The organism is Novipirellula aureliae, assembly GCF_007860185.1.
In the GTDB taxonomy this organism is placed as follows: domain Bacteria; phylum Planctomycetota; class Planctomycetia; order Pirellulales; family Pirellulaceae; genus Novipirellula_A; species Novipirellula_A aureliae.
Window position 1 is genome coordinate 632,436 of the sequence record NZ_SJPY01000004.1, and the last position, 15,135, is coordinate 647,570.

The following is a 15,135-nucleotide window of genomic DNA, read 5'->3' on the forward strand; positions in this document are numbered from 1 at the left end:
TAATTAGCGTTTCTTGACGACCACTATTACTCATAAGCGTGCCACCACCATGTTGGATTCTGCCTCGGAACTAATCAAACTGCAGGAAAGCGGCGACATCACCGCCGCCCAGATCGTTCAAAAGGCAATCTCGAATATCGAGTCTTCTGATGAGACGATCAATGCGTTCACCCACGTCGATGCGGAAAGAGCGCTCGATATCGCCAAAAAAATTGATACCCGCCGTGCTGCTGGTCAACCGCTTGGACCACTCGCTGGCGTGCCGATTGCCGTCAAAGACAATCTGTGTTCCGCCGACATGCCGACGACTTGCTCATCTCGAATGCTGGAGAATTTTCGGCCGCCCTATGACGCGACCGTGGTGACGAAGCTGCGAGAAGCCGATGCGATCATCATCGGCAAAACGAATTTGGATGAATTCGCGATGGGAGCGAGTACCGAAACGAGCTACTTTGGGACGACTCGAAATCCCTGGGACACCACCCGGACGCCTGGCGGCAGCAGTGGTGGGTCGGCTGCGGCGGTCGCGGCCGGCTACGTGCCGATGAGTTTGGGAAGTGACACGGGTGGATCGATCCGACAACCTGCCGCGTTTTGCGGAATTACCGGACTCAAGCCTACCTATGGCCGGGTCAGTCGTTATGGACTGATTGCATTTGCAAGCAGTTTGGATCAAGTTGGACCAATGGCTTGGTCTGCTGCCGATGTGGCTCTTTTGCTCCAAGCGACCGCTGGATTTGAACCACGCGACTCGACCTCTCTGAATCAATCCGTGCCCAACTATTCCGAAATCCTGACGACATCCGATCTACGGGGAATCAAGATTGGCGTGCTGGGTGAATCGTCACTTTCAGGCCAACTCGATCCTGCGATTCGCAAAGCGGTCGACGACGCAAGTGAGGTGTTTCGTAGTTGTGGGGCCGAGATGGTCGAAATCAATTTACCGCATAGCGAATACTGGGTGCCAACCTATTATGTGATTGCTCCTTGTGAGGCGAGCAGCAATTTGTCTCGCTATGAGGGAGCCCATTACGGTCACCGTACTGATTCGATCGATCGGACGAGTGAGCATGGGCCGCTGGTGTCCGCCTACTGTCGCAGTCGTGACGAGGGATTCGGTGCCGAAGTCAAACGACGGATTATGGTTGGTACCTACGGATTGAGCGAAGGTTATGCTGACAAGTTCTACAATCAAGCACTCAAAGTTCGCCGTTTGATTAAGAACGACTTTGACGCTGCCTATTCGCAGTGCGATCTCATGCTCGGTCCCGTCACCCCAACCTCCGCGTTTCTAATCGGTGAGAAGACCGACGATCCCATTCAGATGTATTTGTGCGATCTATTTACCGTCGGAGCCAACTTGGCTGGTCTGCCGGCAATCTCGTTGCCAGCCGGTTTGGATGACAACGGTTTACCCGTTGGGATTCAGTTGCAAGCCCCTGCACTCGAAGAATCGCGGCTTTTGTTCGCGGCCGGTGCATTCCAATCGACGACCCATCATCATCAGCAACGCCCACGCCCGATTGCATGATGGATCGTTCTTTTTCGAACCGTATCAACGATAACTTTCCATATACACAAGTGAATGCCAATTTCATCATGAGTCACGACGTCACAACCATCATTGGACTCGAAGTCCATGTACAACTTAAAACGAAGACCAAGTTGTTTTGCGGATGCAGTGCTGAATTTGGTGCTTCCCCGAACACGCAGGTTTGTCCCGTCTGCCTGGGCTTACCCGGTGCACTTCCGGTGATGAACGAGCAAGCGATCGAACTAGCCATTTGCGCTGGTTTAGCCATCAATTGCTCAATTCCTGAGCTGACGAAATGGGACCGCAAGCAATACTTTTACCCCGACCTGCCAAAAGGGTATCAAATCAGTCAATTCGACTTGCCGATTTGTGCCGACGGATATTTAGAAATTACCGATCCCGCCAACCCCGATGCAACGCGTCACATCGGAATCATTCGTGCCCATTTAGAAGAAGATGCGGGCAAAAGCATGCACGACGAGGTGGCAGGAAAAAGCGATACACGGATCGACTTGAACCGCTGTGGAACACCGCTACTCGAAATCGTTTCCCAGCCTGATTTGCGGTCCTCGGCCGAAGTCAAAGAATATTTGACTCAGCTAAAGCTGATCCTGACCCATCTAGGGATATCCGATTGTGAGATGCAAGAGGGCAGTCTTCGCGTCGACGCGAACGTGAACTTGCATATCAACGTCGATGGCAAGAAGGTTGCCACGCCGATCGTGGAAGTCAAGAACATGAATAGCTTCCGAGCGGTGGAGCGAGCGATCGAGTTTGAGGTCGAGCGGCAAGCGATCGATTGGCAAGCCGACGGATTGACCATCAATGACAAACCCAAAACGACTCGCGGCTGGGACGATTCAAAAGAACGAACGTTCATCCAGCGTGAAAAAGAAGAGTCGGCGGACTATCGATACTTCCCCGATCCCGATTTGTTGCCCGTGCGGATTCCGCGTGAACAAGTTGAAGAAATTCGCAAGTCGATGCGCGAACTGCCAAATGTGACTTGTGATCGGTTGCAATCACAACATGGACTCAAACAATACGATGCCAACGTGATCGTCAATCAAGGCCCTCAATTGGTTGCCTACTTTGAACGGGTCGCCGACGTTTCCGGGGATGCAAAGCGATCCAGTTCATGGGTCCAACAAGACGTGATGCGAACGTTGAAGGAACGCGATATGGTGATAGACGAGTTTCCGGTAACCAGTGTCCAACTCGGCGAACTACTCAAATTGGTATCCGACGCAAAGCTTGATAACGCCCGTGCCCGAGACGTGTTCAATTATCTATTGGATAAGGAATCGACGGTAGAGGAGGCGATCAAGTCGCTCGGTATCGAGCAGGTCGACAGCAGCGAGATCGACACGTTGTGCCAAGAACTTCTCGACGCCAACCCGAATGTCGTCGATGACGTTCGCGGTGGAAAAGTTCAAGCGGTCGGATCCTTGATCGGCCAAGCCAAAAAGAAAAACCCCAATGCCAATCCTCAACAAGTCCGTGAAACCCTGCTGCGATTGATCGGCGAGTAAGAGGTCGGTGTCCAGGCTTTACAGAACAGACTGGAAAGCTGCGTGGGACCACCCGAACGCTACACTCCAACATAACCATCGATAGCTCGATTTCCTGTCCTGCCTTTAGCAACGCTAGCGTCGCTTCGGTTTCGTCGATGACGACGTCATCAGCTTCCGTGTGATCTTTGTGAGTGGCCCCATTCGGACAATGCTTTGAAAACCAAGACCGTGGAGCTAAACGCTACCGCGGAACCAACCAACTTGGATGCTTGCCACATTAGTCAGCAGGAATGCATGAGAAGCGCAACGAGTACCGTGACCAACGCCATTTGAACGGCACCGCCCATCACCAAATTGCGTCCGAGACACTTGAGATCATCAAGTGAAAATCCAAGCCCAATCGAAAACAATAGCAAAAACACACCCGCTTCGGCAAAATGCGCCAATGGGTGGTTGTGATCGAGCCCCCATCCCAACACCCCTTGTCCTAGAATTGCCCCCACAACCAAATAGCCAATCCAAACGGACCCACGAAGCCATCGCCAAACGAACGAGGCAAGCAAGCCAGCAGTGAAGATAATCAGCAGGTCGTGAATGAGTCATTCAGTCAGGGCTTTGATGTTTGCAATCGATCAAACCAACTCGAATATCGCATACGTTCGTCCCTGTTGCCCCCGTCTTGAGTAATCCACCGGTTTGCTCAAAAAAATGGTATGCATCGTTTCGAATCAGGTAATCGTCGACATCGAATTTCTTTTCTACCGCGATTCGATGAACATCATAATCGACAATCGCACCGGCAGCATCCGTCGGTCCATCCTCACCATCGGTCCCACCCGACAGAATGACAATTTTCTCCCACTCGGCCTCTGATAACGAATACTCGATCAGTCGCTTGTAAGCAGCCAACGCAAGTTGTTGATTGCGTCCACCGAGCCCACGAACGGCAGGTGGAGCAAGAGTCACTACGGGCTCGCCGCCGGTAACGAAGCAGTTCGCACGATGCGTATTTCGATCATGCAGCATCCCTACCAACATGTCTGCATGATGACGACCGACGTCTTCCGCCGTACCTTCACTTTTCGTTTGGGAGTGCATGATGTGATTGTAGCCAAGGCTTTCCGCGACGATCCCCGCCTCATCAACAGCCACGGCATTATTTCCGATGATGATTGTCGTCGCGTGCGTCGTGATCGCCTGCGGAGTTTCCGGCTTGTTCCCCAGGACTCGATAGATCGCCGCTGGAAGTTCGAGTCCTGGATCGAAATGCTTCAGTATCTCGATCGCATCTTCTTGACTCGATGAATCCTCGACCGTCGGCCCCGAGGCAATCAAATCAATTGGATCCCCAAGAACATCCGAAAGGACCAACGTCACGAGTTCACCCGCCCGACAATACCGAAGGAGACCGCCACCCTTTACGCGGCTGAGATGTTTGCGAACGGTATTGAGTTCGACAATTCCCGCACCGCTCTCACTCAGTCGTCGGATGACCGCTAATTTGTCATCGAGCGTGATACCGCGGCAGGGTGCGGTTAGCAAAGCACTGCCGCCGCCTGACAGCAACGCGATACAAAGATCACGTGGCTTTGCATTTTGCACGAGACCAAGAATTTGTTCGGTTCCATAAACGCCTTCGGGACGAGGCTCGTTGACACCAACGGGGCGAGCCTCGTGAACGCGTACACTTTGGGGGATTGAACCGAGGTCATTCTCGTAAAGCCTCGGCTCCAGAGACCAAGCTGCAGCGTTCGACGGTGGCACATTGATCCATCCCTCAATAGGCAACCAGCCGGCGATCTTGTCGCACAATCCCGCTGTCATCGCAGCGGTCGCCTTGCCAGCGCCAATGACTAGAACCCGGTCAAAATCTGCTCGGTGGACAACATGATCGCCAATGAACAGACCGTCTGGATCCGAAACGTCGAGCGAGACTTGAGCTTGCAACAACTCACGGCCCCGAACCGAATCGACACCAGCATTCCAAATCGTTAGAGCGTCTGTGCGTGGCGTGCTGATGTTACCGTCACCCTTGGAGCGTTTCAAAGCGACGCAAATCGTAATTGACGCCAGCGTAATCGAGGACTCGACAAAGTGCTCTGAGCGCCACACCAAAACCATCGGGTCCGCTAACGCCACCAAATTGGCCGCCGCCTTTCACGTGAGGCTCTAAATCCATGAAGACACCGTCGACGCCTCGCGAAACCATGCGTTGGTTTAGCTCTGGCAAGAATCCCTTCAAATCTCGGAAGATCGCCTCGTGATTGCTGTCGCCTCGATCTGCCGGCACGAAATGACTGACGCTCGCTTCATCAACGTGCTCCACACGCGAAGTCGTCGTAGGATCGTGGTAGTCTTTGATGTGTAACCATCCCAAACTTGGCTTCATTGCGGTGTACTGAGCATAAACCTCGTCTGGCGAGAACCCTTGCATCACAATGTTGCCACCATCGAAAATCGTCAACATCGCTGGGTGATTCACTTTTTCTGCGATCGTAGCGAGCAAGTGACCGGTCTGGCCAACTAGATTGGCTTCAACTTCCAAGCCGAATGTCAAGTCATTTGCTTCGCAAACGTCCGCGATTTGGCTTAGCTGGTCCGAGACCTGTTGGACATGATCTTCGGGTTTTGTTCCCTTGGGATGGTAGAACGAGAAACCGCGGATCAGTTTACATCCGAACGCATTGGCGCGATCGCAAGCGGCTTGAACCTCGGTCTTGAGATATTCAGCGAACGGGACGTAGCGATTTTCGGTGCCGTCGTCGACATCGAGCAACTTCACCTTGCCAATCGGAGAACCGATACTGCTAACCTTGAGCCCATAGTCGCCCTGCATTTTTACCAAATGCTGAATCTCTGGCTCGCTAAGAGCCATCACATTCTTAATTCCCTCACCCGCGTCAATGAAGCGAATCGAATAATACTTCAAGCCGAGGGCTGCAAAAACGCTGTACTGTTGGACGGCTTGTTTCTCGTTGGCGGCTTCGTCGGCAAATCCACTTAGCAATACGGGGGGCATGCTGAATCCTAATGGGTGTGAGGAAAGATTTTTCAAAGCTCCGCTCCATCACAGAATTCAGCTGGAAACCATCGTAGTGGATCTTGTAAAAGATCCTTTCGAACAGGGGGTCTTTAACAAGATCCACTACCAAAGAACTCTGCAAATACGGTGATCACGCGGATCGTTGAAGTTATTGAATTTAGGATACCGGATCGGGAAATTGAACGATAATGTTGCTGTTTAGGCCGCCACGTGGCGTCCAGCGGGTCTCGATTTTTGCTTGACGAGGCTTTACCTTGTCAAGAAAGTCGTCCATGATTCGATTGGTAACCTGTTCGTAGAAAATTCCTTCGTTCCGAAAACGCTGAAGATACATTTTCAAACTCTTCAGTTCCACACAAATTTGATCGGGAACGTACGAAAATATCACCGTCCCATAATCGGGCTGTCCCGTTTTTGGGCAAACCGATGTAAACTCGGGACAGTGGTGTTCGATCGTGAAATTTCTTTCCGGACTTGGATTATCGAATACTTCCAGTACGTCCGCAAAATTTGTTGAGTCGCTCAATTTTGATTTCTCCGGTGAATAAGACACGATTTTTACATGCTCCGCCCAAATCGACTAGGGGGACAACACTACGCATCGCTGAAACCTTTGTCAGTCGGCAAGGGGAAGGGATCCTTACAGGAACGGATAGTTTCTTTATCCGCACCAGCGGATGCAACTTGAGGTGTTGGTTCTGCGATACGCCGTACGCCTCCTGGAATCCTGAAGGCGAGTCGAGGACGATCGACAGCTTGGTGCGAGCGGTAAAGGAAGCTGACCTGAAGCACGTCATATTGACCGGTGGCGAACCGTTGCTTGCTCCCCAATCGACGTTGCTGGTCGAATCGCTGCAAGAAGCTGGCCATCATGTCACGATTGAAACAGCAGGGACGATCGATCGAGATGTCCGTTGCGACCTGCTATCGCTAAGCCCTAAATTCGCCAGCAGTGCTCCCGATCAAAAAGGGCACCCCGATTGGCACGATCGACACCATCGACGCCGCATGCCGATCGAAATCATGAGAAAACTGCTTAGCCAAAGTCTTGATTATCAAGTAAAATACGTCGTAAACGAACCATCGGACCTGCCGGAAGTGATGACGCTCACCGCTGAACTTGATATCCCTGCCGATAAGGTTTGGATTATGCCTCAAGGAATTACACCCGAGGAGCTCGATGCGACTTCCATTTGGCTTTCGGATTGGACTCGAAACGAAGGCTTCAATGAATGTGACCGGATGCATATTCGTTGGTACGGAAATCGCCGTGGAACCTAAGAGAAAATGAAACCATTGAGCTAAATTCCCTACGGGTTACTAGGCTTCGGCTTGGGAACAAGCGTTCACCACCACCCCTTTTGGACGACCTCCAATGATACGAACTCGATTACGACTTCTTGGCTTCGTCTCGATCATTCTTTGTCCAGTCTGGGCGTCGTTGCAGACGACCGCTTCGGATGCGAACAAGGAGGAAGCAGCTAAAGTGGAAAAGCAAGTGCTTCGTCACGCCGTTTTCTTTTCTTTCAAAGACGAAGCGTCCAAGGCAGACATTGAGAAAATTGTCGATGCCTTTGCAGCTCTACCCGAAAGAATTGATTCGATCATTGGCTTTGAGCATGGTGTGAATGTCGCATCGAACGAACGAAGTGGCGGGCTGACCCATTGCTTCTTACTCTCGTTTGCCGATGAGGCTGGCCGCTCCGCCTACCTGCCCCATCCTGAACACAAGGCCTTTGGCAATGTTTTGCGTCCGCACGTCAAGGATGTTTTCGTCATCGACTACTGGGGAACACAGGAACCGAAGAAATCAGCCTCGAAGCAACTGAAGATGGCGGTTTTTGTGAAATTCAAACCAGACGCGGAGCCGGAGCAAATCAAATCGCTTGAGAAAACGGTCTCGGAAAAACTTGCAAAGATTGAATCGATCCGTCATTTGGAATGGGGCGTCAACAACAGTCCTGAAGCTCACGACAAAGGGTTCACCCACGCCGGAATACTTACATTTGTCGATTCCGATGCTCGAGAAAAAACGATGGCGGATCCTGTGCAACAAGAAATCGCCAAGTCTCTCCAAGAACTGGCCGAGAACGTTCGCATTTTGGAATTCTGGACCCAATAGAATCCGTTTAGCTCATGACGAAACCTCTTCTTATTGCCATTTGCCTTTCCGTCTCCACGTCGATTTTCGCGTCAGCCCAAGAGCGTCGGGCTGCGGCTCCTGCTTTCGATCGTCGTGATCTGCAAGGTATCTTTTTCGATTCACTTGACGATGCGATTCGCGGTGAAAAACCATCGCTATCGAAAGTACGCCAAATGTCGAATCAAACCGTCGCCGCCGACACGGAAGCGATTGCAAATACAAAAATGGCACCGGGCGGACCCAACGGATGGAGTGAACTAATCTCCCCCGCCGCACTCGAAGATGCAGTCAAGACAACCAAATTAAGTTTCGACTCAATCGTCACGACGCCTGGAGCTTTCAATAGTGGCGGCTACTTGGATGCCCGACTTGAATTGTCCGTCCTTGCAACCTTGTTTGCGGTCATCAATGAATACACGGGCGACGTCCGCTGGAAAGATCAAGCCGCAGCGGCACGCGATTTGATCTCGCGAACGGCATTCAATTGCAAAGCAGGCTCCACCCAAGTCTACAACGAAGCAAAACGTAGAAAAGCTGACTTGCAGGACTTGGTCTCCGGTAGTGGACTGTCAAATCGGGATGCAGAAGCCGAAAATGATTGGGCGATGGTTGTCGACCGAACGCCGCTAATGCAGTATGCCGAACGACTAAGCGAGCAGCTCAAATCCGCTAGCCGTGACGCTAAGTCAGCAGAGAACAATGCGGACGCCATTCAACGTGATGCACAATTGTTGGCGATGGTCGGACGAGTGCTGACTCGCGAAGGCCTTGATGAAGCCGACGACGAAGATTACGCCGCTTTCAGCCTGAGCATGACGAAAGCTGCAACCGCCGTCGCCGTGGCCATCGAACGTGGCGAATATGAGCTCGGACCCAAAGTGGGTGCCGTTACACAAAGCTGTGATGCTTGCCATGAAATGTATCGCTAGGAGCCAAATCATAAACGAACAATCACCCGCACCGCTGATAACCAAATACGAGCACCTTGACATCGAACGGCTCGAGCAATTTGCACAACAACTACTCGATCGGTTGCCGAGTGGCTGTGTGATCGGACTTGTCGGAACGCTTGGCGCAGGAAAAACTCGGCTGGTTCAAGCGATTGCCGCAAAGGCTGGTATCGATGTTGCAGAAGTCACCAGTCCGACCTTTACGCTATTGCAAACGCATACGTCGGAGCGGATCGTGTTGCATCATCTCGATGCCTACCGAATCCATGACGAAGACGAATTCATCGAGCTAGGCGTTGAAGAACTTTTCGATGATGACTCCGCCTGGACGATCGTTGAATGGGCTGATTTAGTATCTGGATCAATGCCGAAACAAACGATCTGGATTGAAATCGAACTCGAACCCGAAAACGATTGGCGAACCATCACCGTGAAAACGACTCGTTAAACCGTGTACCCAACAGCCCACGTCATCAGAGCACTTGCTGTAGTCCGTGTTAGGGTAGTGGATCTTGTTAAAGATCCGTGCGGAAAGAATGTCTTATACAAAATCCACTACAATCAACCCTGGTTTTTAACTTTCCTAATCCACTAGCCAATGATTCACAGGTAGGCTAACCTTTTTTAATGCCCTCAACTCTCAACACCCCCTCCAACTCATCCAAACGCGATGCATCAGCTTATCGACCGCGCCCGCAGATTAGTCTCGGATTCATGATGTTGTTGATGTTGATTTTTGCATTGATATCAGCAGGTATTTTGTATGCTTCACGGGTGGATGCCGTTCAGGAAGAGATCAATCTGCTAGTAGAGGGGACATCCACTGGGTCTGGAGCCAGTAAATCGGGGCGGCTGCCACATTTGGTCTTCATTATGTTCACGTTTACATCGCCACTCCTATTAGCAGGTGCTCTATCGAGTGGGCTAACGGTGCTGCGATGGTTGAAGCGGTGAATGGAACGTGAGCCTCAATATCCAACCGTTTGAAATCGAAGCCATCCTGGGCGACGTGCCCATCAATCGCGAAGAATTGGGGGCACTGGCGACTTCACTTGGCAGACGTTTTGACAATGTTTTGCGACTTCGTCCAAATGTTCCTCCATCGGAAATCAAGATGTCGCTTGACCCGATTGATTGGTACTCATTGGGGTATCGAAATGTTTGCCGCGAGCAACGGCCATCCAAGCAATTGTCGTTTGCGCTGGGCGACTATTATCTGCAGGATGCCGGATCGTTGTTAGCGTTGGCGGCTGCCCAGGTTGATACGGACAAATCGCTCGCTTCGATGCTGGTTTGCGATCTGTGTGCAGCCCCAGGCGGCAAGGCAAGCGCGGTCGCGGAGGTACTCGATCGCGGTGGCTTTTTGTTGGCAAATGAACCGATCCGCTCACGCACACCTCCGCTTCTTCACAACCTAGCCAGGACAGGATCGGATCGGTTTGCCGTCAGTTCATTGGACCCGAAAAAGCTAGCCCAGAAGATTCCTGGAGTCTTTGACATCGTGCTCGTCGACGCACCTTGTAGCGGCCAAGCGCTCGTTGGTCGCAACCGCCAATCCGAGGCAGCGTTTTCTCAGAAGCAAATCGAGCATAGCGCGTCACGCCAGCGGCGGATATTGGCGGCTGCAAAAATGCTGCTAAAACCAGGCGGACGAATTATCTACAGTACCTGCACCTTCGCAGCCGCTGAAAACGAAGAGCAAGTCGAGTGGATGATCAACTCGTTAGGCTTACTTCCATCTCCCATTGAACGTCTTGACCAATACGCCGCGTCGAAAACGCCGGCCAGTTACCGAATTTGGCCACATCGTCATGCGTGTGCCGGCAGTTTTGCGGCATCGTTATCGCTACCACTTGAAACCTCTGGACCCACGCTGCCCCGTTTACGAAAATCGCAACCGGTCAAACCAGAGGCCGATTTATCGCAGTGGTACAACGGCGACTTGAGCAACGATCGCTATTTCGGCAGTGGTGTGAACTTGTACTCGTTACCGTCCGACGCTCCCGACTGGGTAGAAAACGTGGCAGTCGCAGGAGCAGAGATTGCCTATAAAACCGGAAAAGTGTGGAAGCCAGCTCACGCGGGAGCTCTTCGCCGAGATTCGCCTTCCACAAATCCGTCCCTGGCAATCGATTACACCGAAGTCGATAGTGAAACGGCCCAGACCTACTTATCAGGTGCCACGATTGCGAACTCGGATCGAGGCTGGAGTGTCGTCATGCACGCCAATCGGCCACTTGGGTGGATCAAATCAGACGGCCGCGTCGGCAAAAACCATCTCCCCACCGCCTCACGTTGGCACGGTCAGACCAATCAGGGATGAAACCAACCCGAAAGCACAAAAAGTGAAATAAATGGGGTTTGCAGAATTCGTCACATCCTGTAAATTCCTGCAGATCCAGCAAGCACCCCTAGCTCAATTGGATAGAGCATCGGTCTACGGAACCGAAGGTTAGAGGTTCGAATCCTCTGGGGTGTATTTGTTCTAAGTCCTTGCCGACGCTTTGTTTAGCGTACCTGTTTCGTTTGAAGCAGTGCGGCTTTGAAACTCTTGTTTCTCCGTAATTTACGGAATATCAAGTTTTGGAGTCTCACTATGTCACGACGGTTAGGGAAAGTTCCCGCTTATTGCCACCACAAAGCTTCTGGACGCGCTGTCGTCCGCATCTTCGGCAAAGATGTTTATCTGGGCCCATACGGGGCCCCCGAAAGCCACGAGGCTTACGAGGCAGAGATCGCGCGATGGCGTGCTGCGACAAACGAAGGCGAATCACTGGAACACGAGATCCGGGCCAATTCGAGATTCGATTTGACGCTGGCCGAGGTTCTGCTTCGCTACAAAGCGTTTGCAGAAAACTATTACGTTAAGGACGGTAAACCGACAAAAGAGTTAACTGAAATGCAGTTGGCTCTCCGGCCAGCCCGCGTTCTGTTTGGAGACACCTTGGCCCGAGATTTTGGCCCGTTAAGCCTAAAGGCGGTCCGAGAAGCGATGATCAATTCCGACTTGTCTCGCGGTGTCATCAACAATAGAACCAATCGGATTAAGCGATTTATTAAATGGGCTGCATCGGAACAGTTGGTCCCTCCTAGTGTGTACGAGGGTGTTCGAACGGTGACGGGATTGAAATTTGGTCGAACTCGCGCTCGTGAGACCGATCCAATCAAACCAGTTGAGGATGAGCATATCGAACCGGTTTTGGCAGCAGTTTCATCGCAAGTTGCAGCGATGATCAGGCTACAGCGTCTAACTGGCATGCGTCCGTGCGAAGTCGTTCTGATGCAATTTCAGGATATCGAACGGTCCAAAGACATTTGGATCTACGAGCCGCAGGAGCACAAGACGCAGTGGCGAGGACACCATCGTGTGATTGCACTGGGGCCGCAGTGCCAAGAAATCCTGACGCCCTTCTTGATTTTGCGACAACACGGGTTTCTATTTTCACCTCGCGACGCTGAGGAATACCGCAACGGGAAACGCCGTGAGAACCGGCAATCTCCGATGACGCCATCGCAGCAGAAAAGGAAGCCAAAGAAAAATCCCAAGAAAGCGAAACGGGATTATTACGATGTCGCCAGTTACCGCCGTGCGATTAAGTATGGAATATTGAAGGTTAACAAGCAACGAAAGGTCGAGAAAAAGGAACTGCTGCCCAATTGGTTTCCGCTGCAGTTGCGTCACTCCCGAGCAACCGAGATCAACGAGCTCTACGGAATTGAAGCGGCAGCGGTTTCACTTGGACACAGTCACGCGGATGTGACCCGAGTTTACGCCGAACGCAATCTCAAACTTGCAATTGAGGTGGCACGAAAGGTAGGGTAATTCTACCCTCTCTAGAGTGCTGTAAAAGTTTTAGCCGAGGCTTCGTCGGCCTCGGCGTTCTTGTTGCTGCCGGAATCTCGCCCAGATTTAACACCAATCAAAACGTAGCAGGCAGGCCTACAATGGAAATCGATAAAGCAGATCCCACGCTACTCGACATCTCCGATCGGAGAGTGGGAAACCTCATTCAATGTGGCAAACTATGCAACGAGATCTGCCATCGGATCCAGATGCTATGGATCCTCGGCCAAGAGTTCGACGAGTACAGAATTAAGGATACCCCCTGTCAGCGGTTGCGAGAATATCTTCGTAACGTGGCTGAACTGGATTGGGATGTGATCGATCGAGAGGTTCGGAAGGTGAGTAGGTGCGCTGGTCCCGATAGTCTGACCGAACGACAATTCGAACGAAGGTACAGAATAAACCAAGAAGCCATTCGCGGAGAGGTGGATGGCGTGGAATACGGTCGCGAGCATTTGCTAGATTGGGTGATCGAAGAATTGATTCCCAGCGGGATAAAATCAAACCTGATCGAGTTTGAGTCGTGGGTCTTCGGTCGCGTGCCGAACCCTCAAGAAAAGAAATTATTGCAGCTAGGAATTTGGTTGGATCGCCTTGAACATCCGATACCGCCAAGCGAAATTCTAACCCACGATCTGATACCGTCGCAGCCTGGTACTTTTAACAGTTATGGTAATGATAGTCCTAATGTAGATTCTGGGCCGACTGTTCTTCAGCCGGATATGCTTCACAATTTCTCCCAGGAAGACTGGATACTTCCACGCCTGCCCTTGCATTCGCTCGATGACGAAATGGAAAAGAAAATCCGTAACGAGATACGTATGCGGTGTCATGCGTTGGGGCTACTCGATGAGGAAATGGAACGGCTTATAAATTGCAACCCTGATCCGCCCGAAGCGCCTCAAGGAAGACGCCACTTGGGGCTGTACGTTGTGGACAACGAGTTACGGCGTGAAAACAGCGAGGAATCTGTTCCTTTACGGGGCGAACTCCAAATTGGCTTGGTTGATTATATAATTTCGAGAGGTGCCAGTACGACAAGCAACGAAATACTAATGAAAAAGTGGGAGCATATCGGCGGAACTGGGGAGCCAGAAAAGTCCTCAATATCGAGCCAGATTTCAAAACTAAACAAACAATGTTTCGGTCCGCTCCATGTCAAGTTTTCCCGAACGCGAGGATCGTACTGGACACTTCACGAACTAACTGTGGAGACGGTTACAAAGAAGTCAGCAAAGAAGCCGGCTAGGAAGTCGGCAAAGAAGCCCGCTAGGAAGTCTGCTAAGAAGCCGTGACGCCAGCGAAACCTACACTGCGGGCAAGCAAAAGGAAGACCGGGTGACGATTACGAAGCGTCCTGGCCTTGATCCACGAAGTCGCCAACGAAAATGACCTTCCGATTCTGACGCCGATATCCACGCCCATGCCGGATGTATCCCATGTCGGAAAGCAATTCCTTCAGTGCATCCGCGTGCCCGTGAATGTCGCCAACGAGGTCAAAGTTAGAAAGGCCATCTGTCATTTCGATCACTCATTTCGACTGGACGCAGACTTGGCCGCTTCTCGCCATACTTCCTTCAGCAAATCTATCTTTGCTGTGAAAACTCTTTGCGAGCGTTCGATTGGATTGGCGAAAAGCTCTTGCTGCTTGCCTGCTTCGGCCGCGTCAGGATCCAAGTCCATCGTCAATAACTCGTCGACTGCCTCACGATAGACTGCGTTTGGTTCCTGTCGCGTCTCGCGAGAGACAAAAGTCTCATGGACGGGATTGCTCGCGAACCTTTTTCCGATTTTTAGTCGATTGATCGTCGTTTCACTTTGAGGCTTAGCCTTGACTCTATCGTGGCTGAGATCGATACCAAAGTCTTCTGCCAACGACCTCGCTATCTGACTTCGCATCTCGTCTGAAACAACGTAGCCATCAAGCGTGACGTACTTCGCGTCGTCTTTCTTCTTGGCGACAGCGAACGTCGAACGCTCCTGTCACGGGGCGCTGAAAAGGGACCAGTGATGGGCGCTTGAAAATCCCCCACAACGAGAGGGGGTTGGTCGAACTACAGTGGTCCGTTTTGCACCTCGCGAAGCGGAGTTCGGTAGATTGTGGCCA

At 51.7% G+C, this 15,135-nt stretch carries 16 protein-coding genes and 1 tRNA gene; 11 read left to right on the top strand and 6 right to left on the bottom strand.

Annotation, left to right across the window (positions count from 1 at the left end; genetic code table 11):
• Positions 1 to 49 precede the first annotated feature (49 nt).
• Together gatA and gatB are read left to right on the top strand one after the other, a co-directional pair.
• Positions 50 to 1,531: an Asp-tRNA(Asn)/Glu-tRNA(Gln) amidotransferase subunit GatA gene (gatA, locus tag Q31b_RS14820; protein ID WP_146600431.1), complete on the top strand. Its 1,482-nt coding sequence runs from the start codon at positions 50 to 52 to the stop codon at positions 1,529 to 1,531.
• A gap of 50 nt (positions 1,532 to 1,581) precedes the next feature.
• A complete protein-coding gene (gene gatB, locus Q31b_RS14825; protein WP_146600432.1) occupies positions 1,582 to 3,066 on the top strand; it encodes an Asp-tRNA(Asn)/Glu-tRNA(Gln) amidotransferase subunit GatB in 1,485 nt (494 codons plus the stop codon).
• Between the two features lie 263 nt (positions 3,067 to 3,329).
• On the opposite strand, the gene Q31b_RS29025 is transcribed toward gatB, so the two are convergent.
• From Q31b_RS29025 to queF, 4 genes are all read right to left on the bottom strand, one after another.
• A complete protein-coding gene (locus Q31b_RS29025; RefSeq protein ID WP_315860394.1) occupies positions 3,330 to 3,644 on the bottom strand; it encodes a cation:proton antiporter domain-containing protein in 315 nt (104 codons plus the stop codon).
• Positions 3,645 to 3,651: 7 nt separating this feature from the next.
• Entirely contained in the window at positions 3,652 to 5,094 is a 1,443-nt protein-coding gene (locus Q31b_RS14835; RefSeq protein ID WP_231617586.1) for a glycerate kinase type-2 family protein, read from the bottom strand.
• Complete coding sequence (locus tag Q31b_RS14840) at positions 5,075 to 6,067, bottom strand: sugar phosphate isomerase/epimerase family protein (RefSeq protein WP_146600434.1); 993 nt, start codon at positions 6,065 to 6,067, stop codon at positions 5,075 to 5,077. The genes Q31b_RS14835 and Q31b_RS14840 overlap by 20 nt, the downstream gene beginning before the upstream one ends.
• Before the next feature lie 181 nt (positions 6,068 to 6,248).
• Positions 6,249 to 6,617: a preQ(1) synthase gene (gene queF, locus Q31b_RS14845; protein WP_146600435.1), complete on the bottom strand. Its 369-nt coding sequence runs from the start codon at positions 6,615 to 6,617 to the stop codon at positions 6,249 to 6,251.
• Between the two features lie 14 nt (positions 6,618 to 6,631).
• Between queF and Q31b_RS14850 the strand changes: the two genes are divergently transcribed.
• The 9 genes from Q31b_RS14850 to Q31b_RS14890 all read left to right on the top strand — a co-directional run bounded on the left by Q31b_RS14850 (position 6,632) and on the right by Q31b_RS14890 (position 14,323).
• Complete coding sequence (locus Q31b_RS14850) at positions 6,632 to 7,372, top strand: 7-carboxy-7-deazaguanine synthase QueE (protein ID WP_146600436.1); 741 nt, start codon at positions 6,632 to 6,634, stop codon at positions 7,370 to 7,372.
• 94 nt (positions 7,373 to 7,466) lie between these two features.
• Positions 7,467 to 8,213 carry a Dabb family protein gene (locus Q31b_RS14855; RefSeq protein ID WP_146600437.1) on the top strand — a complete coding sequence of 249 codons (747 nt, stop codon included), beginning with the start codon at positions 7,467 to 7,469 and terminating at the stop codon, positions 8,211 to 8,213.
• A gap of 14 nt (positions 8,214 to 8,227) precedes the next feature.
• Positions 8,228 to 9,163 carry a hypothetical protein gene (locus Q31b_RS14860; RefSeq protein ID WP_146600438.1) on the top strand — a complete coding sequence of 312 codons (936 nt, stop codon included), beginning with the start codon at positions 8,228 to 8,230 and terminating at the stop codon, positions 9,161 to 9,163.
• The gene (tsaE, locus tag Q31b_RS14865) at positions 9,138 to 9,632 is read left to right on the top strand and encodes a tRNA (adenosine(37)-N6)-threonylcarbamoyltransferase complex ATPase subunit type 1 TsaE (protein ID WP_197171559.1); all 495 of its coding nucleotides are present in this window, start codon (positions 9,138 to 9,140) and stop codon (positions 9,630 to 9,632) included. Before Q31b_RS14860 ends, tsaE begins: the two co-directional genes overlap by 26 nt.
• Before the next feature lie 179 nt (positions 9,633 to 9,811).
• Entirely contained in the window at positions 9,812 to 10,138 is a 327-nt protein-coding gene (locus Q31b_RS14870) for a hypothetical protein (RefSeq protein ID WP_146600440.1), read from the top strand.
• A 7-nt stretch (positions 10,139 to 10,145) separates the two neighbouring features.
• Positions 10,146 to 11,507, top strand: a complete 1,362-nt coding sequence (locus Q31b_RS14875; RefSeq protein ID WP_146600441.1) for a methyltransferase RsmF C-terminal domain-like protein — start codon at positions 10,146 to 10,148, stop codon at positions 11,505 to 11,507.
• Positions 11,508 to 11,589: 82 nt separating this feature from the next.
• Positions 11,590 to 11,663 (top strand) — tRNA-Arg (locus Q31b_RS14880).
• 117 nt (positions 11,664 to 11,780) lie between these two features.
• Positions 11,781 to 13,007, top strand: a complete 1,227-nt coding sequence (locus Q31b_RS14885; protein WP_146600442.1) for a tyrosine-type recombinase/integrase — start codon at positions 11,781 to 11,783, stop codon at positions 13,005 to 13,007.
• A 122-nt stretch (positions 13,008 to 13,129) separates the two neighbouring features.
• Positions 13,130 to 14,323: a hypothetical protein gene (locus Q31b_RS14890; protein WP_146600443.1), complete on the top strand. Its 1,194-nt coding sequence runs from the start codon at positions 13,130 to 13,132 to the stop codon at positions 14,321 to 14,323.
• Positions 14,324 to 14,373: 50 nt separating this feature from the next.
• Here Q31b_RS14890 and Q31b_RS14895 read toward each other — a convergent pair whose 3' ends face one another.
• Together Q31b_RS14895 and Q31b_RS14900 are read right to left on the bottom strand one after the other, a co-directional pair.
• Entirely contained in the window at positions 14,374 to 14,550 is a 177-nt protein-coding gene (locus tag Q31b_RS14895; RefSeq protein ID WP_146600444.1) for a metallophosphoesterase, read from the bottom strand.
• Between the two features lie 5 nt (positions 14,551 to 14,555).
• On the bottom strand, positions 14,556 to 14,927 hold the full coding sequence (locus Q31b_RS14900) for a hypothetical protein (RefSeq protein WP_146600445.1): 372 nt from the start codon (positions 14,925 to 14,927) through the stop codon (positions 14,556 to 14,558).
• Positions 14,928 to 15,135 lie beyond the last annotated feature (208 nt).

Excerpts from the sequence above, each read along its gene's own strand:
- Q31b_RS14900 (WP_146600445.1), bottom strand. The coding sequence starts at position 14,927 with ATGCGAAGTCAGATAGCGAGGTCGTTGGCAGAAGACTTTGGTATCGAT.
- Q31b_RS14890 (WP_146600443.1), top strand. The coding sequence starts at position 13,130 with ATGGAAATCGATAAAGCAGATCCCACGCTACTCGACATCTCCGATCGG.
- gatA (WP_146600431.1), top strand. The coding sequence starts at position 50 with ATGTTGGATTCTGCCTCGGAACTAATCAAACTGCAGGAAAGCGGCGAC.
- Q31b_RS14870 (WP_146600440.1), top strand. The coding sequence starts at position 9,812 with ATGCCCTCAACTCTCAACACCCCCTCCAACTCATCCAAACGCGATGCA.
- Q31b_RS14885 (WP_146600442.1), top strand. The coding sequence starts at position 11,781 with ATGTCACGACGGTTAGGGAAAGTTCCCGCTTATTGCCACCACAAAGCT.
- tsaE (WP_197171559.1), top strand. The coding sequence starts at position 9,138 with ATGCTTGCCATGAAATGTATCGCTAGGAGCCAAATCATAAACGAACAA.
- Q31b_RS14855 (WP_146600437.1), top strand. The coding sequence starts at position 7,467 with ATGATACGAACTCGATTACGACTTCTTGGCTTCGTCTCGATCATTCTT.
- Q31b_RS14840 (WP_146600434.1), bottom strand. The coding sequence starts at position 6,067 with ATGCCCCCCGTATTGCTAAGTGGATTTGCCGACGAAGCCGCCAACGAG.
- Q31b_RS14895 (WP_146600444.1), bottom strand. The coding sequence starts at position 14,550 with ATGACAGATGGCCTTTCTAACTTTGACCTCGTTGGCGACATTCACGGG.
- Q31b_RS14860 (WP_146600438.1), top strand. The coding sequence starts at position 8,228 with ATGACGAAACCTCTTCTTATTGCCATTTGCCTTTCCGTCTCCACGTCG.